At 58.3% G+C, this 19,863-nt stretch carries 13 protein-coding genes and 2 pseudogenes; 7 read left to right on the top strand and 8 right to left on the bottom strand.

Annotation, left to right across the window (positions count from 1 at the left end):
* The 5 genes and pseudogenes from AC1DKH_RS28830 to AC1DKH_RS28810 form a co-directional block, all read right to left on the bottom strand.
* Positions 1-194, bottom strand: a pseudogene (locus AC1DKH_RS28830) (hypothetical protein); the annotation flags it as partial.
* Positions 195-509: 315 nt separating this feature from the next.
* Entirely contained in the window at positions 510-983 is a 474-nt protein-coding gene (locus tag AC1DKH_RS28825) for a hypothetical protein (protein ID WP_477800042.1), read from the bottom strand.
* A 23-nt stretch (positions 984-1,006) separates the two neighbouring features.
* Entirely contained in the window at positions 1,007-4,009 is a 3,003-nt protein-coding gene (locus tag AC1DKH_RS28820; protein WP_477800041.1) for a multicopper oxidase domain-containing protein, read from the bottom strand.
* A gap of 378 nt (positions 4,010-4,387) precedes the next feature.
* Positions 4,388-5,521 (bottom strand): ATP-binding response regulator, encoded by a 1,134-nt coding sequence (locus AC1DKH_RS28815; RefSeq protein ID WP_477754748.1) that lies wholly within the window; start codon positions 5,519-5,521, stop codon positions 4,388-4,390.
* A gap of 49 nt (positions 5,522-5,570) precedes the next feature.
* A complete protein-coding gene (locus AC1DKH_RS28810; protein WP_477800040.1) occupies positions 5,571-10,433 on the bottom strand; it encodes a response regulator in 4,863 nt (1,620 codons plus the stop codon).
* Between the two features lie 229 nt (positions 10,434-10,662).
* Here AC1DKH_RS28810 and AC1DKH_RS28805 point away from each other — a divergent pair, with 229 nt between their 5' ends.
* From AC1DKH_RS28805 to AC1DKH_RS28795, 3 genes are all read left to right on the top strand, one after another.
* Positions 10,663-11,373: a response regulator gene (locus tag AC1DKH_RS28805; protein WP_477800039.1), complete on the top strand. Its 711-nt coding sequence runs from the start codon at positions 10,663-10,665 to the stop codon at positions 11,371-11,373.
* A gap of 204 nt (positions 11,374-11,577) precedes the next feature.
* A complete protein-coding gene (locus tag AC1DKH_RS28800) occupies positions 11,578-12,087 on the top strand; it encodes a response regulator (protein ID WP_477800038.1) in 510 nt (169 codons plus the stop codon).
* Between the two features lie 113 nt (positions 12,088-12,200).
* A complete protein-coding gene (locus tag AC1DKH_RS28795) occupies positions 12,201-12,500 on the top strand; it encodes a hypothetical protein (RefSeq protein WP_477754744.1) in 300 nt (99 codons plus the stop codon).
* Between the two features lie 184 nt (positions 12,501-12,684).
* Here the strand turns inward: AC1DKH_RS28795 and AC1DKH_RS28790 are convergent, their stop codons facing one another.
* Positions 12,685-14,007: a DUF1329 domain-containing protein gene (locus AC1DKH_RS28790; RefSeq protein WP_477800037.1), complete on the bottom strand. Its 1,323-nt coding sequence runs from the start codon at positions 14,005-14,007 to the stop codon at positions 12,685-12,687.
* Positions 14,008-14,308: 301 nt separating this feature from the next.
* Between AC1DKH_RS28790 and AC1DKH_RS28785 the strand changes: the two genes are divergently transcribed.
* Positions 14,309-14,539, top strand: a complete 231-nt coding sequence (locus AC1DKH_RS28785; RefSeq protein WP_477800036.1) for a hypothetical protein — start codon at positions 14,309-14,311, stop codon at positions 14,537-14,539.
* Positions 14,540-14,687: 148 nt separating this feature from the next.
* On the opposite strand, the gene AC1DKH_RS28780 is transcribed toward AC1DKH_RS28785, so the two are convergent.
* A complete protein-coding gene (locus tag AC1DKH_RS28780) occupies positions 14,688-15,548 on the bottom strand; it encodes a TauD/TfdA dioxygenase family protein (RefSeq protein WP_477800045.1) in 861 nt (286 codons plus the stop codon).
* 351 nt (positions 15,549-15,899) lie between these two features.
* Positions 15,900-16,937: an AraC family transcriptional regulator gene (locus tag AC1DKH_RS28775; RefSeq protein WP_477800035.1), complete on the bottom strand. Its 1,038-nt coding sequence runs from the start codon at positions 16,935-16,937 to the stop codon at positions 15,900-15,902.
* 255 nt (positions 16,938-17,192) lie between these two features.
* Between AC1DKH_RS28775 and AC1DKH_RS28770 the strand changes: the two genes are divergently transcribed.
* The 3 genes and pseudogenes from AC1DKH_RS28770 to AC1DKH_RS28760 all read left to right on the top strand — a co-directional run bounded on the left by AC1DKH_RS28770 (position 17,193) and on the right by AC1DKH_RS28760 (position 19,708).
* On the top strand, positions 17,193-18,551 hold the full coding sequence (locus AC1DKH_RS28770; RefSeq protein WP_477800034.1) for an MFS transporter: 1,359 nt from the start codon (positions 17,193-17,195) through the stop codon (positions 18,549-18,551).
* Positions 18,552-18,587: 36 nt separating this feature from the next.
* Positions 18,588-18,701 (top strand): annotated as a pseudogene (locus AC1DKH_RS28765) ((2Fe-2S)-binding protein); the annotation flags it as partial.
* Positions 18,698-19,708: a YeiH family protein gene (locus AC1DKH_RS28760; protein WP_477800033.1), complete on the top strand. Its 1,011-nt coding sequence runs from the start codon at positions 18,698-18,700 to the stop codon at positions 19,706-19,708. The pseudogene AC1DKH_RS28765 and the gene AC1DKH_RS28760, both read left to right, overlap by 4 nt.
* The last annotated feature ends 155 nt before the right edge of the window (positions 19,709-19,863 follow it).

The following is a 19,863-nucleotide window of genomic DNA, read 5'->3' as shown; positions in this document are numbered from 1 at the left end:
ACGGTTTTTTGAAGACTGTCCATGTGCGCGTCATCATGGTGACCTGATGCATCGCCCTTCAGGAGTTGCTTGACCATTGCAATGTCACTGGTCAAAACCAGCCCGATTGCCACGCAGCAGGCGATAAGATGAAAATATACAACGCCCAAGCGCAAATATTCCCCGACTGGAGAAGAAAGAATACTAAGTTCCATGACTACCTCTTTGTTCAAACAGTGAATCAACCTGACTTTCAGGACGGCTTGATTAGAGTTTGCCGTTGCTCACTGAAGTTATGATCCAGCCGTTTCAATTGAATTATCTTGCGGCATTACGCTGTCAAGATAAAAGCGAGTTTGGCGAATGAACTTTTAGTCATTCGATTATTTCCATTTTCAGGTAATAAAAAACCTCATTCGCACTTGGCTGATATGAGGTTTAACTTCCGCTTCTGGGGTCAGGTGAGGACCAGAGCCCGTGCCACCTGTTGCGTATTCTGAACGAAAAAACCGTATTCGTTCATTTTTTGATCAGTTTTGCTGACCAACGGCAGTGCCCATGACTGGTTGCACATTGCCATCTTTTATCGCGCAGCCTGCACCATTACTGGGTTTTCGGCGAGTCGGAAGGTAGGCGAGAGCCCCGCTATTTTTTTCGTCTTTTTTTCCAGATTCCATGGGGGAAATCGGGCAGTTTGAGCGAAACAGCCATAAAAAATCTATGGTCGGGCTAACGAACCAGGTCAAAGCACTGCCATTTTTCCCTCGAAAAAAGCAAATTTGCGGCATTGCCACAGAGGGATTTTGGGGACGGCCGCAGGATTCGGCGAGAATCGTACGCCAAGCCGACTTGGCTAAGTGCGTTTGCTGTTCGAGTCCATCACCGAGAAAGCTGATGATTTTAGATTGTGACCAGCAGCAATCTACCCAAAGCCGACTGTGATGACAGGCGGCTTTGGGATTGAAACGGTCATGTAAGCGGTTTTTTGCGTTTGCTGACGACATGACCAGCCGTTAGATTGACGACGCTAGCCTTTGCCTCCGCTGACACCGCCACCGCCACCGCTGCCTTTGCCACTGCTGCTGCCTTTGCCACTGCCACTGCTGCCGCTGCCGCTGCCGCTGCCGCTGCCGCCTTTGCCGCTGCCGCCTTTGCCGCTGCTGCTACTGCCGCTGCTACCACTGCCACTGCCACTGCTATTGTCCGGGTTATCGTTGACCCCGGCCTGTGGCCCGACGCCATCTCCCGTACGGAACGTCGGTAACGCAACCGAGGCCACGAATTTCACGCCGTCCCAGCTGGGCAAAGGTGTGGGCATCAATTGGAACTGGCCCGGGTGCTCGGAGTCCCAGCGCAGCAGCATCGACGTGTCCTCATGCTGTGTGTTGTGGCAGTGTTCCATGTAGGTGCCGGCAAACTCACGGATGTGTATGGCCATCTCGACAGTGTCGAGGCTCTCAGGATGGCGGCCTATATCGTAGATATCCTTGCGCGCGCCTTTTTCCCATTCTGGTGGTGGTTTGCCACCTCGAGTGAGAATGATCCCTTCCTCGAAGTGCACATGCACCGGGTGACTCCAGCCATTGCCGCCGTTCTGGATCTTCCAGACTTCCAGCGTGCCCTCACCCTTGAACCCGGCCGGTGTCGGGCCAGTGGCCAGTTGTGGCGCGGCTGAAATCCGCCGCGGGTCCATGTTGAAGCCTTCGCCGCCATCGGTCTTGATCGTCCAGGGCTTGAAATCCGTGCCGTTGGAGCGGCCAAAGATAAAGGTGCGGTGCCGCGCCTGGGCAAGCCGGGCGATATCGGCAGGGTCATCACGGTGCAAGGGCAAGGGGATCATGAACCTGCCCTCGGGCTTGCCAGGCTTGGCGGGCTCGAAGTCGACCGGATTCATACTGACATCCTGGCCGGTGTAAGGCTGGACGTTCAGTTGCAGGAACAGGCCCACGCCCGGGTCACCGTTGACCCACTGTGGCCCGTTGCTGGTTTGCCTGACAACGGGCAGGTACTTCCCGGAGAGTACATCCGCCAATGCAATGTCACGTTTTGGACGCTTGCCGTTTTCATGCTCCTCGATGTTGACGAAGAAAAGCTTGTCGCCGGGGTTGATGCCGTTCTTCGCGAAGTCGACGACGATGTCATAGCGCTCGCCAATGCCCTGTATCGGCAGAATGCCATTGTGGTTCTGAGTGTCGCCGTCGCCATCGAGGTCCAGGCTGCCATCGAACGGCACCGCGTGCTCCATGATATTGCCGTCGTTGGCAATCAAGTGGAACGGCACCCGGTTATAGGAAACAGCGGAGCTTTTCGGGCCAGGAAACTCGCCACCATTACCATTGACCTGACGCACCACCGCCAGCTTGAAGTAGCGAGAAACCGATCCGTTGAGAATGCGGAAACGGTAGCGACGGGCACGTACGTCCAGGAAGGGCTTGTACTCCCAGTTGGTCAGCACCTGGTCACCGAGAAAACCGTCGGTGTTGAAGGGGTTGAACCACAACTGGCCGGTCTGGTCCCAGGCCTTGTCGGCGATCGTCAAGTTGACGTCATAGTCGCGGTTACCCCACCCCAGCCCCGAACCGCTGGCCAAGCGCAGGTTGACCCCGTCGTCGACCGCCTCGTTGCCACGGTCCACGGCGCTGTAGTAGTTCATCATCGTCGCATTGCCCTTGTAGACATTCTGCGCGGTGAAATCGAGCATGTGGTCGTGGAACCAGTGGGTGCTCATGGTTTCGCGCCAGTCGCCACGGATCTTGATGGTGCCGTTGTTGCAGGTCTTGAAGCCGGGGCTGGCGTCGTTGACGAACAGGATTTCACCAGGGTCGCAGGGGAATGCCGCACGCGGATCCTCAGCGCTGGTATTGATGGTGTCGTAACCGGCCAACTGGATCGGCCAGCGATAGTCGTAGTACTGGCCCGGGAAGAAGAACGCGTTGGTAAAGCCGTCGCTTTCGGCGGGCGAGTGGCCGTTATGTTCATGGGTGGTAAGGGTGTGCAGGCCAAAGCCCCGGTTGGCCGATGGGTCAATGGGTAAGGCATCGTAGTGACGCATCAGCATCGCTTGGCCATAGCGTACTAGAAGCAGTTTGGGCGGAAAGGTGCCGTCGAATGTCCACACCGCATTATGGTCCTGGACAGGGAAGTTGGGGTGAAACTGCACTTGAATGCCCTTGGTGGTGCCCTCGTTGGCCGGGTCGCCGCTGGTGTTGTGATAGAGCCCGCCGGGCGCAAATTCCCCCACGGCGTAGTTATGCCGTTGCATACGATCACGTAAGCCGCTGTTGACGTGCGCGCCGGCTTGCACCGTCTTGAAGGCGTCGCGCGGGAAAAACTCATTGAAACGCTGGTGCGACCAGCCTTTTCCCGGTGGCCGGCCTTCTGCGGGCGAATCGACCCGGCGATTGAGGAAAAGCTCGATCTGCGCCTTCCAGGGGTTGCGGTCCAGGACATTGGAGAACTCTGTCGGGAAGGGCGTCAATGCCGGCTGCCTGAGAAAGGCCTCCAGCGCATCCGGCGACGGGCCGCTACGTGCCACCTTCAATGGATCTTGCGCCGGTGCGGGGCCCAGCGTCGGAACCGGAAACGGAACGGGTGATGGCGGGTCGGTCGCATCCAGTTTGTTCGAGCCGAATTCCTCGAAAAGTTCAAGCTTCTGGGTGAACGGTTGAGCCCCGAACACCGGGCTGGGATTACCGTTAGTGGGGATATTGAAGCTGGTTTGCAGATCGGGTGGCAGCACATTGTCGATCAAAGGGGTCTGACGGTTACCGGTCACACCATTGGGCAAGTCGAAGGCGCCGACGTTTGCGGGAGGCAGCTTGAGCAAGTCCCGCAATGCGGCATCGGGGTCGGCGGGCGGATTGGTGAACGCCGATGGGTCGGTAGGAGGCGGTGGATCGGTGTTGTCGAGGGGGACTGCCCGGGCCTGGGACAAGCCCAGCCCCAACATGATCACGGCAGCAGAGATACTCAGCGCCAGCCTGGTTTTGGCCAATGCACCAGGTTTCGACCTTCCGGCATCCAGTTTCATCGCAAACACCTCTGACGGGTTCCTCAGAGCGCGTGGTAATACATGAGCAACGAGCCACCGCTACTTGCCGGGCGGGCGAAAAGTTTGATTTCGAGCCGGGATGGAAACGATGCAACTTTCCCGCCAAAAATGACAGGAAGTGACTAATAGCTCTACGCCACGCCCCCCTTGTCCGCTGGCTTTAAGCCAGCGTATGAGCAGCCCGGATGAAAGCCCCGCTGACGGGGAATATCCCCCAGTAACGGGTGCGATTGTGCGCAGTGTTTGGGTCAAGAGAAATGGCCACTTTCTGATCCGTCTATCGGTCCGGCAGAGGTGCCAGCAATCTGGTTGGCCCGCCCGATGGGCCCGGGCCATAGCATTTCAATGCCATCCGGGTCAGTCGAGTGGCAGCGATATCGTTAATCTCGTTCCTTTGTCCGGTGCGCTGTCGATCGTGAATTCTCCGCCGAGCATGCTGATGCGTTCCTTCATCCCCACCAACCCGAACGAGTTCAATTTTTTGCGGTCCGTCATGCCGACGCCATTGTCCTTGATCTGCAGGTAAAGCCGGCGACCCTCCTTGTAGAGTTCGATATGCACCTGTGTCGCTTGCGCGTGCCGGGCAATATTCGACAGCGATTCCTGCACGATGCGGAACAGCGTCGTGGCGGATTTTTCATTCAGATCGCAACGCAAATTCTCGTCTTTCGCCGACATCGTGCAATCGATCGCGCTGCGCTGCCGGAACTCTTCAAGTTGCCACTCGATCGCTGCCTGCAATCCCAGATCGAGTACGGGCGGCCGAAGATCATTGATGATGCTGCGGACACTGCGGATGGCTGTATCGAGGTGATTCAGAGCATCGCTGGCCTTTTCGTTGAGCTTGGGGTGCAGGGTACTGGTGCGCGCCTGCAACATGGAGACGTCGATTCGCAACGCCAGCAGACTCTGTCCCAGCTCGTCATGGATGTCGCGTGCGATCCGCTTTCGCTCTTCTTCCTTGATGTGCTCCTGATAGGAGGCCAGTTCACGCAACTGCAGCTTCGATTGCAGCAATTCTTCGGCCTGCATCGTCAGTTTGCGTTGCAGGTAGAAGAGGTCGACAAACACCCGGATCTTGGCGCGAAGAACCGCGGCCACAATCGGCGAGAAGATGTAATCCACTGCGCCGGACGTATAACCGCGGAAACGCTCGGAATCCGTTTCGGCTTCGGCTGTGACGAAGATAATGGGCGTGTGGGCCGACTTCGGGCGGCCGTGAATGAGTGCAGCGGTTTCAAAGCCGTCCATCACTGGCATTTTCACGTCAAGCAGAATGACGGCGAAGTCGCGCTGCAATAGCAGGCGCAGCGCCTCGCGCCCGGAAGTCGCCGTGGCAATATCGAGGCCCATGTCGGCAATCACTGCGGCGAGCGCCGTAAGCTTGGCGCGATTGTCATCCACCAGTAACACGGATGCTGGCACGCCATCAGGCGGGAGCGGGTGCCGCACCTGGGCTCTCTCATTGAATACCGGGGGTTCCTGCTGCATATTTATGTCACTTCGGTTTGCGCTGGCGCGCAATGAGCGCGGTACAGCGTCATCGATAGAGCCATTTGCGCATCAGTGACAGCAGCTGTTCGGTATCCACTGGCTTGCTGACATAGTCCGATGCTCCTGCCTCGAGGCACTTTTCACGGTCACCCATCATCGCCTTGGCGGTCAGCGCAATCATGGGCAGGGTTTCAAATCTCTTGAATGTACGGATCTGGCGCATGGTTTCAAAGCCATCCATCCCGGGCATCATGATGTCCATCAGGACGATGTCGGTATCGGGCTGCTGCTGCAGCAGTTCTATGGCGGTTCGGCCGTTTTCGGCCGTGGCCACCAGCATTTTGTTGCACTCGAGCACGCTGGTCAGGGCAAAAATATTGCGCACGTCATCGTCGACCACCAGGGCCTTTTTACCCTCCAGACTGTCCGAACCCGCATAGAGTTTTTCCAGCATCCTGCGCTGGGTCTGCGACAGCCTGGCTACGACGCGGTGTAGAAACAGCGCGGTTTCGTCGAGTATGCGCTCGGGGGACTGAACTGCCTTGATGACGCCCTTGCCGAGCAGTGTCCTGAAACGCTCGTGTTCCGGCTTGGTCAGTGTCTCTGCACCATAGACGACGATCGGCAATTCACGCATGGCGTGGTCTTCCTGCAACGCCTCGAGAAAGCTGATGCCGGATGCGTCGGGCAGTTTGAGATTGATTGCCATGCAGTCATAGCGTTTCGTTGCCAGTTTCTTCAAGGCTTCAGCGCCACTGGCGGTCGTTTCGATCTTCACGTCGGTGTTGCCGAGTAGATCGAGGATGCGGGCGCGGTTCTCTTCGTCGCCGTCGATGAGCAGCAGGTTCCTGGTCTTGCGCCGAGCGAATGCCACGATGCCGACCAGCGCATTTTGAATCTCGTCGGCTGTGACCGGCTTGAGCAGATAGTCGAAAGCGCCATAGCGCAACCCGCGTGTGTGGTCGTCAGCGGTCGAGATGATCTGGACCGGGATGTGACGCGTGGCGAAATTGCGCTTCAACTGCTCGAGTAGCGACCAGCCATCGATGTCCGTCAGGCCCGGGTCCAGTGTGATCGCGGCGGGTTTGAAGCGCTCGACAAGCTCCAGTGCATCCGCGCCACGGGTCGTGACGATAGCCCTGAACCCCTTCTGGTGCGCGGCCTCGAGCAGAATGCTGGCGAATCGGGCGTCGCCCTCGAGCATCAGCAGCACCTGGTCCCCGGGTTGGACAGACTCGCGGTCGTCCGGTATCTGTGCAGACGGGCCTGACATGAGGTCGCGCCTGACTTGGCCAGGTACTGTCTCTGTCGCTGATTCGTCCAGCGTTTGACGCTGGGCATCCTGTGTACGCAAGGGCACGTACAGCGCGAAAGTACTGCCCTTGCCGATCTCACCGGGGATCAGCCGCAGCTCACCGCCCAGCCGGTGTGCGAGCTCGCGGCTGATCGACAGGCCGAGGCCGGTGCCGCCGTATTTTCGTGAGGTTCCGGTATCTGCTTGCTGGAATGCTTCGAAGATGAGCTTCTGCTTGCCGGCAGATACGCCAATGCCGGTGTCGGTGACCACGAAGGCGACCACCGCATCGGCGCTATTGAGTTCGCTGTGATCCACGCTCCACCCGGACACAGCGGGTTCGATGCTGATCTTGACACTGCCTTGCTCAGTGAACTTGAAGGCGTTGGACAGCAGGTTCTTGACCACCTGCAGCAGGCGCTTTTCATCGGTCAAGATGAAGGGGGGCAGGGTAGGCGCCAGTTCAATCGTGAAGTCCAGGCCTCGGCTTTCGGCGACCGGCCGGAAGGTGCGTTCGATCTGGTCGTGCAGATCGGCGAACAGCGCTTCATTCAAATCCAGTGTGACCGTACCCGACTCGATCTTGGACAGATAGAGAATCTCGTCGATCAGCTCCAGCAGGTCTTTGCCCGCGCTACGGATGGTCTTGGCATATTCGACCTGCCTGGGCGTGAGATTGTGTTCCGCGTTGTCGCTGAGTTGCCGGGCCAGGATCAGCAAGCTGTTCAATGGCGTTCTGAGCTCATGGGACATACTGGAGAGGAATTCGGACTTGTACTTCGAGGTCAGCATCAGCTGCTCCGCCTTCTCCTCCAGCGACAGCTTGGTGATTTCGACTTCGCGGTTCTTGCGCTCGACTTCGGCTTTCTGCTCCGCCAGCAGTCCAGCCTTGTCCCCCAGTTCCTCGTTGGTCTGTCTCAATTCCTCTTGTTGCCTTTGCAGCTCCTGCGCCAGCGATTGCGACTGCTTGAGCAGTTCTTCGGTACGCATATTGGCTTCGATCGTGTTGAGCACGATACCAATCGATTCAGCAAGCTGATCAAGGAAGGTTTGATGAATGATGCTGTAGCGCGTGAACGAAGCCATTTCGACGACGGCCTTGACCTTGTTCTCGAACAGGATCGGCAACACGATGATATTCAGCGGGGCGGCCGCACCCAGTCCCGATGAAATCGCGACGTAATTGGCGGGTACATCGGTCAGCAGGATGCGCCGCTTCTCGTAAGCGCATTGCCCGACCAGGCCCTCGCCGAGCCGCCACTCATCGTTCACATTGATGTTTCCCTTGTACGCATAAGCGGACAGCAGTTTGAGTTTCGCAGGATCGGGCGGGTTCTCGTTCATCATGTAGAACACACCGTGCTGGGCGTTGATCAGCGGAGCCAGTTCAGACAGCACCATCTTGGAGACTGCCGCCAGATCGCGCTGGCCCTGCAGCAGGCGGTTGAATTTCGCGAGATTGCTCTTGAGCCAATCCTGCTCCGCGTTTTGCCGCGTGGTTTCGCGCAGGTTGCGGATCATCTCGTTGACGTTGTCCTTCAACTCCGCCACTTCACCCTTTGCTTCCACCTCCACGTAACGGGTCAGATCGCCCTTGGTCACGGCAGTCGCCACGTCGGCAATTGCGCGCACCTGATTGGTCAGGTTGGCCGCCAGACCGTTCACGTTGTCGGTCAGATCGCGCCAGGTGCCGGCAGCACCCGGCACGTTGGCCTGGCCCCCCAGTTTGCCCTCGACCCCCACTTCACGCGCCACCGAAGTCACCTGGTCAGAGAACAGCGCCAGCGTATCGGTCATACCGTTGATAGTGTCGGCCAGTTCGGCGATCTCGCCCTTGGCCTCCAGTGTCAGTTTCTTCTTCATGTCGCCGTTGGCCACCGCGGTCACCACTTTGGCGATGCCTCGCACCTGGCTGGTCAGGTTGGCCGCCATGAAGTTCACGTTTTCGGTCAAATCCCTCCAGGTGCCGGACACGCCTTGCACCTGTGCCTGTCCCCCGAGCTTTCCTTCGGTGCCGACTTCGCGCGCCACCCGCGTCACTTCGGCGGCAAAGCTGTTGAGCTGGTCCACCATGGTGTTGATGGTGTTCTTCAACTCCATGATTTCGCCCTTGGCTTCCACGGTAATCTTGCGCCCCAGGTCGCCTTTGGCCACCGCCGTCGTCACGTCGGCGATGTTTCGCACCTGATTGGTCAGGTTGGCGGCCATGCTGTTGACCGAGTCGGTCAAGTCTTTCCAGGTTCCACCGACGCCCGTCACCCTGGCCTGGCCACCGAGCTTGCCGTCAGTCCCCACTTCGCGAGCCATGCGCGTCACTTCGTCGGCAAAGGTCGAGAGCTGGTCCACCATGGTGTTGATGGTTTCCTTGAGTTGGAGAATTTCACCTTTCGCTTCGGCTGTGATCTTGCGTGACAGGTCGCCGTTGGCTACCGCCGTCGTCACGTCGGCAATGTTGCGCACCTGGGTGGTCAGGTTGGCCGCCATGCCATTGACCGAATTGGTCAAGTCCTTCCAGGTACCGGACACGCCGGTCACTTCGGCCTGTCCGCCCAGTTTGCCTTCGGTACCGACTTCCAGCGCGACGCGCGTCACCTCCGAGGCGAAGCTGGAGAGCTGGTCGACCATCGTGTTGATCGTGTTTTTCAGTTCGAGAATCTCGCCCTTGGCTTCAACGGTAATTTTCTTGCCGAGGTCGCCGCGCGCCACCGCCGTCGTCACCTGTGCGAGGTTGCGTACCTGGGTGGTCAGGTTGGCCGCCATGCCGTTGACCGATTCGGTCAGGTCGCGCCAGGTGCCTGATGCGCCGCGCACTTGCGCCTGACCGCCCAACTTGCCTTCGGTACCGACTTCCAGCGCCACGCGGGTCACCTCCGCAGCGAAGCTCGAGAGCTGGCCGACCATCGTGTTGATGGTGTTTTTCAGCTCGAGAATCTCACCCCTGACTTCGACGGTAATCGTCTTGCCCAGATCGCCTTTGGCCACCGCGGTCGTCACGTAAGCGATGTTGCGCATCTGGGTGGTCAGATTGGCGGCCATGTCGTTGACGGAGTCGGTCAGGTCTTTCCAGGTGCCGGACACCCCTTTGACATTGGCCTGCCCACCGAGAATCCCTTCAGTGCCGACTTCGCGCGCCACGCGGGTCACCTCGGATGCGAAGGAGCCCAGCCGCGTCACCATGGTGTTCACGATCCTGGCGGATTTGAGGAACTGACCCCGCAGTTTCAGGCCGTCGAGTACCGGTGGTACCTGCTGGCTCAGATTACCCTCGGCAACCGAACCGATAACGCGAATCATCTCGCTCATCGGGCTGATGAGGTCGCTGGTCAGCGCATTGCTCGAGTTGACGATCTTTTGCCATGAACCTTTCATCATCGGCAATTGGATACGCTCATCGACCTTGCCCTGCTTGCCGATCAGTCGCGCCACGCGTTCGAATTCGGTGGCGGTGTCGGCCGCCATGTCGATGATCTCGTTGAGCGTGTCGGCGATCTTGCCCGGCATGCCGGTCCAGTCTTGCGGCATACGCGTGGTGAAGTCACCATTGCGCAACGCCTTCAGCGCTGCCAGCAACGTCTTCATGTCGAAAACTTCGATCGGTGTCGTCACTGTGGCCATGTCTATGTCCAGTCAAGATGGATGCCACGCGCAAGGCGTTATGCAGGAGCCGGCATTGCAGTATTGACCATGCTGAAACGGAGCGTTGGCTTACGAAATATTAGCAAGGTTGGCACAACGCCCCCGGATCCTGGGGAAATTGGCCGGGAACAGGCCGTTCCAAGCGACAGCACCGGCAGTCCGGAGAAGTGAGCACTAACGGCTGAGGCAAAAAGTGCAAGTGTGCTCTGTGCCTGCTAACGTCAAACGCTGCAGCAGATTCCATGGCTTGCTGGCCACTGGTGAATGGAAAATACAGATGGTTGACCACAGAATCAGAGTCTTGCTGGTAGATGATCACAGCATCGTGCGTAGCGGCGTGCGACGCATGCTGGAGACTGCCGGCGAGATCGACGTAATGGGCGAAGCAGAGACGGCACAAGACGCAATGCGCCTGGTCCGGGAGCAGGATTTCGACGTGGCGCTGGTAGATATTCAGCTGCCCGATAAAACCGGCCTCCAACTCCTCAAGCTCATGCGTGCAGAGAAGCCCAAGCTCGCGGTTTTGATGTTGAGCATGCATTCGGTCGAGGCCTATGCGTTACGCGCAATCAAGCATGGCGCAGCGGGATACCTCACCAAAGATATTTCTGCAGCCACCCTGGTTACGGCAGTTCGCAAGGTGGCCTCAGGCGGCAAGCACGTCAGTCCTGAGCTGGCAGAAAAACTGGTCAACGCTATCGGTAGAAGCGACGGGGCACCCCACGAAGCGCTATCCGACCGGGAACTTGAAGTACTAAAGCTCCTCGCTTCAGGCGAGAGAATTGTCCGCATCGCTGAGATATTGCACTTGAGCCCGAGTACGGTCACGACGTACCGGGCACGCATCCTGGAAAAAACAGGGATGGACAGCAACGCGAAACTCGCCCGCTATGCACTCGAAAACGGCCTGTTGACTTAGAACGCCCCGTCACCCGATCCAGCCTGCTTGTAGTGGAATCACTACAAGCTCTTGGCCGATATCTCCACAAAGAAGTCCAGCTAACGTCGATAGTCGATTCCGTTCTACTTGAGCATAGTTAACCCAGCGCAAGATTTCGTCCGCTGAATGAATTTGTCTTCGTCAGCGTCTTGTACAGCTATGTCAAAAAAGAGAGGTGAAATCATGCAGGTCACCAGCACAGAACCATTGACTGCACTGATGCCAGCCAGAGATTCAGGCCCTTTGCGCCTGTTTGTCGTTGAGGATTCGAACGTCGTGCCAGCGCTGTGGCGCACGGTGTCGTCGCGGATCGCGGGCCTGTCGCTTGCCGGGGCGTTTCACCGCGCATCGACCGCCATCGCCGCCATCCGGCGTGAACCGCCCGATGTCGTCTTGCTGGACGTCAACCTCGGCGACGGTCATGGCATGGAAGTATTGCGTGTGGTCGCAGCCGAGTATCCGCTGACAAAAGTCATAGTGGTCAGCAATTGCGCTGATCCGACACATTGGAAGTACTTCACAAAAGCGGGAGCCTACGCCTTCTACGACAAGAACCATGAACTGGCCATCCTGCGCCGCATGTTGGAGCGTTTGGCCAAGTCTCTGTTACCAGAAGATTTTTCCTGCTGGCAATTATCACCAAATGGGAGCAGTACCCCATGGAACCAATCAGCAAAGAACACGACTTTCTAGCCGTGCTGCTCTTCGCGAGACATACAGAAAAGACTCCGGAATCGATATTCGTAAGTTGAGCAAGGAGTGCACGCTGCATTCATGTTGAGTCAATGTTCTAACTAGAGGAAATCATGATGATAGGCTATTGGTTGTGTGCGTTGCTGTGGGGTGTAGTGCTGCTGGAAGAGATCCAGTGCATGCCCCTTCAAGAATGGAAAGACGAGGGTCTGAAGAAGGTTCTGTTGCTGCGCCGGACCAGAACCCGGACCGGATACTTTCTTGCGTTGATCGCGGGCGCCTTGTGCCTGTATAGCGAAATCCTGGTGGCGCCGGTCAATCAGGGCATTTTCAATCCGGAGCTGATACTTGCCCTATTTGGTGTTATCTGGGGTGCTTATCTTTCAGTCGTCTGCATGAAGGGGAAGCGATAGATGCCTATCTCCATGACGACTGCGGGTAACTGATATTTCACTATCGTCGGCCGGCAGGGAAATCCCGCCGGTCAGGTGCTGAAACGGGCTCAGGCCCACCCGAAATCTCAAGCCCTGGTTTTTTTCGAACCGGGGCTTTGTGATTTATCGGTCATGCATGACCGGGCGTTGGATCACCGCGGACCTAGCGAATGCCGGTGCCCGCCATGGACTCTGGCACCCACTGCGCCGTCGATAGCGGCTCGATGTAGCGGATGCCGCCATGAGGGCCCACCACGCCATTGATGTTATAGGTGCCTTTCGACAGGTCGTACGTCATGAAAGGGGTGGCGTCCGGGACCTGTTGGTCATAGCTCTGGCTGAAGAAAGCGAAGGAGCCACGGTATAGCTGGCCACTGGTGTCGTACTGATCGGAGGCCACAGCGGCCCAGGTGTCCTCATCCAGGTAAAAGCGGCGCTTCTGGTAGATGTGGTTTGCACCGGGCTTGAGGTTGCCCTCCACGACGTAGACCCGGTGTTTTTCCCAGCGTACGAAGTCCGGCGCAATGAAGTTTGGCGTGGTCAGCGATTTGGCATCGCGAGCGTAGGTCAGTTTGTAGGTGTTGTAGGGCACGATCATTTCCTGCTTGCCGACCAGCGTCCAGTCATACAGCTCCAGTGCTCGGGCGGTACCGGGGTTGGGTGTGTCGTAGGCCAGGATCGAAATCTGTTTGACGCGGCGCTGGGCAGGCATGTACTGCCAGGCCCTGCCAGGAAACTGCGCCGGATTGGTGGCGTTCTTGAGCATGATCGACTCGCCGGCCCGGCGCGCGGGTCCGGTATAGGACAGTTTCAACTGATAGTAAATGTCGGAGCTGTTGAAGGGCTTGGACATGTTCTCGTAAATCGGGAAGGAGACGAATGCCTCGCCGGTGACCGCCAGGCTCGGTACGCCCGCCGTGTCGACGCTCCAGGAGTCGTACTTGGAATGGATGTTGACACCCTGGTAGCGCAGCAGGAAGTTCCACATCGCTTCAGCGCCTGTTTGCGGGATCGGGAACGGCACGCCGGGCATCACATTGTCGATGGCGATCCCGCCGTTGAGGGACCTGGCGGCAGTGGCATTGCGGCGGCTATTGTCCAGTACCGCCTGCGGGAGCGATGCAGTGCGGTGGGTCGGATACACATCGATGCGAAAGCCGGGGTAACGCCTGGCCAACGCTACGGTGGTGGCGGTCAGCATGCCTTTGTACGAATCGACGTTCTTGCCGTTGATCACCAGCAGTGGTTTTTCGTGCGCAAAGGGGTCCGGGCGCATGCTGTCGCCAGTCTTGAAGCTTGCGGGGGCAGTGGTCAGGCCACCGTTGTAGGGCGGGATGGAGCCATCGGCATTACCGGCCTTTTCGGCACCCACCCACGTCAGGCTGGTGCCCAGCCGGGCGGCTTCCTGGCTCGATACATAGGCCTGGGCATCGATGGCCAGCGCCATGAGGGGTACGGCAGCCAGAAGGTTCTTCACGAATTTCATATTGTTATTCTCCTGCCTGGCGTACCAGGCAACTCGTGACTCAGGCGGAGCGGCGGAGCAGTCGCTTACGTCGGCTCGATCGCCAGAGGCTTTTTCAGTGCTGCCATTAAATAGCCCCTGTATCAGGGGCGCTTTTCATTTGGCGACAGTCCCTTGGCTATTCATGACAGGCCCAGACTGTCTCGACGGGCATTCGATGGGTGCGTGACCATCACTTGTTTGTATTTCCCCGAGGAATCATTGAGTTACTGAATGGTCATAGTTGTAACCATTCCATACCTCCGACGTTTAGGACGTTCATATGAATCGCGCAGTAATGTTGATCGTGGCCATTTCCAGCGCCATCTTGTTGGGAGGCTGCGGCCCGCACTGGGATGACGGAGAAAGGTACGGTCGATATCACGATCATGATCATCGACGTGGCTACGACCAAAGAGGGGACGATGATCAAGGTTATGACCGTCAATATCATCGTCGTGACTACGATCGCGATCACCGTCGCTACCGCGATCGCGATGACAACGACGACTGATACGTTCAACGTCATTGAAAAGCCGGGGCAGGTTGATCCGCACCCGGACCTGCTACCTGTTGAATGCCCCTGTCACTGAGTAGATAGAAGGGCCGCAAGCGACCCAAGGAAGACGCTCAGAAGCGTCCCTGGGCTCTGCGCCGTTTACTTATCTGTAGGGTTTGTCGCCGATAATGGCCGCACGCTCCATCTTGCGATGGCAAGGCGGATAGTCCATCACTGCATAGTGCTGGGTGCAGCGGTTATCCCAGATCGCCACGCTGTTTTTCTTCCAGCGCCAACGGATTTGGTACTCGGGGTTGTAGGCCTGGCTAATCAGGTACTTCAGCAGGTCGACGCCTTTTTGGTTGTAGTCCTGGCCAACACGGACACGTCCCTGGCTGTGGTAATTCACAAAATGCGTAGCGTAGGCATTGACGAATAGCACCTTCTCGCCAGTTTCGGGATGGGTACGCACTACCGGATGCTCGGCATCCGGGTATTGCGCCTTCATAGCCAGGCGCTTTTCCTTTGGCATGGCGGCGGCGAAGGAGGAATTGAAGCTGTGGTTAGCGATCAAGCTGTCGATTTCCTGCTTCACATCTATGGGCAGGTTGTCATAAGCCAGCACCATGTTGGCCCACATGGTGTCGCCACCGGTCGGTGGGCATTCGATGCACCGCAGCACAGCGCCCATCGGAGGCGATTCACGCCAGGTGGCATCGCAGTGCCACGCATTCTCGTAGCGATCCGCTGGATTCTCCGGGGTCTTGTAGATTTGCACGAGACCAGGAGCCTCCGGGTGACTGGGGAGCATCGGATGGGTTTCAAGCTGGCCGAGGCGCATGGCAAATGCTTCGTGGTCGCGGTGCGAGAGCTTGTCCAGATCCTGCTCGCGCAGGAACAACACCTTGTATTTCAATAGCGCTGCGTAGATTTCATTAAACAAGCCGTCATCGCGCACTGCGTCGCCGAGGCTCACATCGAGCAGTTCTGCGCCAATGGCACAGGTCAGTTGTTCGACTCGCATTCTGTCTCCATTTCGATGGTTATTGGCCGGACCGTGGGCGGGGCAGGTGAAGTCACGCCTCGATTTACGGCGGCGCTTGTTATTGTTGGTCCAAACTGTTCGGGTGCGCAGGTGGGGATTTGTGTATCCGCAGATTTTTCTGGTTCTATCAGCAGAGCGGGGGCCGCAGTCGATACTAATTGGACCGAGAGCGATAACCTGTGCATTGCGGGACAATTTATTGTCGTATTGGGACACCGCAAGGGAGTTGCGGCGCAATGGGTAGGTCAGATTCGTCGAAGATGTGACAGGTTCAGGCAAGGTGCCCGGACAGCAAGCCAGAGAGTCGGCCACCCGAACCTCTCGTTCTGTTTATTCAGGCGATAAGGGCTCGGACGTTGCCTTACTCTCTCTGTAGGAGGCGGCCCAAGCCGAAGGTGTCTTGCCAAACTGGCTGCGGAACCAGCGTGAAAAATCACCGGCCGAGGAAAAGCCGAGCAATTCGGCCACCTCATATAATCGGCGTTTGCTGTTGGCCAGATACTCTTCGGCGAGTTCAGCCCGTACAGCGTTGATGATCGTTGTGACACTCTCACCCTCAGTTGTCAGGTGGCGGTTTAGGGTGCGTCGATGCATGCCAAGATGCTGGGCAACCGCATCGACAGAACACAGTCCGCTTGGCAGCAGCATCTTGACGATCTGGCGTACCCGCTGCGTCGGCTCGTCGCGCAGGTTAGCCAACTGCATGTCCAGCGATCGCTTCACTTCGCGATGCAGCGCCGGGTCCGCCTCAGGTATGGGCATATCCAAATCGCGCCCGCGGCAAACGATGGCATTGAATTCCTGAGAGAACTCGATCGCGGATCCCAACACGCGGTGGTGTACTTCAAGGCTGGAGGGGGGCTCGTAAGTAAAACTGACCCTTACCGGCCGGAAGGTATAGCCGCTCAGAATGCACAGCGTGCGCAGGATAATTCCGGTTGCTTGTTCAATCGCCTGGCGCCAGACGCCATGATGGCCCTGCATGTTTACACCCACATGCAGCAGAGTCAGATCGCCTATATCCTCAAGCCACAATTGCACACCGGCGTTATGCAGTCGCGTATAGCGAAAGCAAGATTGCAAGGCGGCGCGCAGTGTCGGCTCTTCGCGGATAAGCAGCGCCAGCATGCCGAAGTTGGAAAGGTGCCTCTTTTCGGCGAGCAGCAGGCCGAAAGCTTCCTGACCGGACAGTCGGGCTGACTCCTCCAGCAGCCACCCGACCGAATCGCTACTGATCATGATATTCGGATCGTCGAGGGCACTGGCCGGTAGCTTGGCCATCCGCAGCATACGAAAAGGATCGAGCCGCACTGAACGGGCAATCTGTTCATAGTTGGTGAGGCTGGCACTCCGCGTCAGGGTATACATGATTTCCCTCGTGTCCCAATTTCGCAAGATTGTGTCCTGCGAAGCTTAGTGCAGGAAGCGCCGTCAGAGCTACCTTCAGGCTTCTGAAAATAGAGAGCGGAAGGTAATAGATACGCGCTAGAACCTACTGCGGTTCAACAGCACGGCCCTTGGTCATGAGGATGCCCACGCGTGTGGGCATTGAAGTCACTTTCGTAAGCCGTACCGGCTACACGCTTGATAACAACAATAAAACAAAGACATTGAGGAGGCTGCATGGCCTTTCACCCAATCGCCGCCGATGATGACGACGCAGGTTGCGTCGGCGTTGCGCGCCAATATGCCTGGATCGTCTTTGCACTGACGTTCGGCCTGTTGATTTCCGATTACATGTCACGCCAAGTGCTCAACGCAGTGTTCCCGCTGCTCAAGAGCGAGTGGGCGTTGAGCGACGGACAGCTCGGTTTGCTCAGCGGTATCGTTGCCCTGATGGTCGGTTTACTGACGTTCCCACTGTCGTTGATGGCTGACCGCTTCGGCCGGGTCAAAAGCCTGGCGCTGATGGCATTTCTGTGGAGCCTGGCGACCCTCGGTTGCGCCTTGGCGCAGGACTACCAGCAGATGTTCGTCGCCCGATTCATGGTCGGTGTCGGTGAGGCGGCCTATGGCAGCGTCGGCATCGCCGTGGTGATTTCGGTGTTCCCCAAACACATGCGCGCCACCCTGGCCAGTGCCTTCATGGCCGGCGGCTTGTTTGGCGCCGTGCTGGGCATGGCCCTGGGCGGTGCTATCGCGGCCAAGCTGGGCTGGCGCTGGTCATTCGCCGGCATGGCTCTGTTTGGCCTGTTGCTGGCGGTGCTCTATCCGCTGATCGTCAAGGAAGCACGTATTGCGCCGCAACGTGCTGCGCAAATGGCCAACAGTGCAAGGGCTGTGGTCAAGCGGCCGCTACGTACGCTGTGGTCCAGCCGTTCGGTGATCGCCACGTACGTGGGTAGCGGCTTGCAGTTATTCGTCGGCGGCACGGTCATGGTGTGGATTCCCAGCTACCTCAACCGCTACTACGACATGCCCACCGACAAGGCCGGCGGCATGGCGGCGCTCATCGTGCTGTGCAGCGGTGTGGGGATGATTCTGTGCGGCATGCTCAGCGATCGGCTTTGCCGCCACTCGCCGGAGCGCAAGGTCAGCCTGGCGATCGGCTTTTGCCTGGGCAGTTGCCTGTTGCTGTCGGCGGCTTTTGCCTTGCAGGCAGGACCGGTGCAACTGCTGCTGATCTGCCTGGGGATGCTGATTGCCACCGGCACCACCGGCCCTAGCGGCGCGATGGTTGCCAACCTGACCCACTACTCGGTGCACGGCACGGCGTTCGCCACGCTGACCCTGGCCAACAACATGCTGGGTCTGGCCCCGGGGCCGTTCCTGACTGGCCGGGTGTCGGACCTCATCGGTCTGCATGCGGCGTTTCAATGGGTTCCTCTGGTCAGTCTTGCGGCAGCGGCCATGTTCTTTTATGCCAGGCGCCATTACCAAAAAGATATTGCTCGGCTACAGGGTGAAAGCGTCACTGACCCCGTCAGCGGCGCCATGAGCGAAGCGCTGCGCGAAAGTGATCGCGAGCGGCGACTGGCATGACTCGACGCATTCCCGTGCCTGCTGGCCGGGGGGCATTTACAGAGCGGCTATCCGCTCGCTTCCACCCAACTCAAAGTCAATAACTACCCGGTCGAGATCATCGACGGCCAGGCGTTCGTTGTCATCGTTTCCGAGGAGCCCGCGCCATGAGCGCCCTTGCACTCACCCAAATCCAAACCCGCACACGCGAATTGGTGCCGGGCTTTATAGTCAGCCTGATCGTGGCCGCCGCCGCGTCGTTTTTGTCCGAGCACTACGGCGCACCGGTCATGTTGTTCGCCTTGTTGCTGGGCATGGCCTTGAATTTTCTTGCCGACGACGGTCCCTGCAAAGTCGGCGTCGAGTTCACTGCCCGCACGGTATTGCGCATCGGCGTCGCTCTGCTGGGCATGCGCATCACCCTGGAGCAAATGGCGGCGCTGGGCTGGAAGCCGATGGTGCTGGTGGTGATCCTGGTGGTGGTGACCATCGCTGCCTCGGTGATCGCCGCGAAGTTTCTGGGTTTCTCGCGGCTGTTTGGCATGCTCACCGGTGGCGCCACGGCCATCTGCGGCGCATCGGCAGCCTTGGCGCTGGCGGCGGCGTTGCCTAATCATCCTCAGAAAGAGCGCGCGACCCTGTTCACGGTGATCGGCGTGTCGGCGTTGTCCACCCTGGCGATGATCGTCTATCCAATGATTGCCAACTGGTTCTCGTTGTCGCCACAGATCGCCGGGGTGTTCCTCGGCGCCACCATCCACGACGTCGCCCAAGTGGTCGGTGCCGGGTACGGCATGTCAACCGAGACCGGTGACACAGCCACGGTGGTCAAGCTGATGCGAGTTGCCATGCTCCTGCCGGTGATCGTCACCGCGGCCATGATCACCCGCATGCAAGGCGCTGACCCGACCGGCAAGCGCCCACCGCTGCTGCCATGGTTCGCCGTGGGATTTCTGATTCTGGCCTGCATCAACAGTACCGGCTGGATCGCTCCGGCGGTGCAAGGCGGGGTCAATGAGTTGTCGCGCTGGTGCCTGGTGATTTCCATCAGTGCCCTGGGCATGAAGACCCGGCTCAAGGAGCTGGCGGCGGTCGGCATCAAACCGATCCTGCTGATGGTCGGTGAGACGGTGTTCCTGGTCGTGCTGGTGCTGCTGTTGCTGCACTGGGGCCTCTGAAAACAGGCTTCACTCAGGTTTATGGCAGGGCTTCACTGGGCTGGCTCCTCGTTACAGTGAAGCTCACCACCGGTGCCACAAACATCGGTCTTTTGCGGCGACTGTACCAGCAGTCGCCGTTTTTTTCGTGTGCGTTGAAAGGGTTAGGGACAGCG

The sequence above is a fragment of the Pseudomonas sp. 05L36 genome (assembly GCF_056398125.1).
The sequence above is the reverse complement of the archived record's forward strand: the minus strand, read 5'-3'. Positions and strand labels throughout refer to the sequence as shown.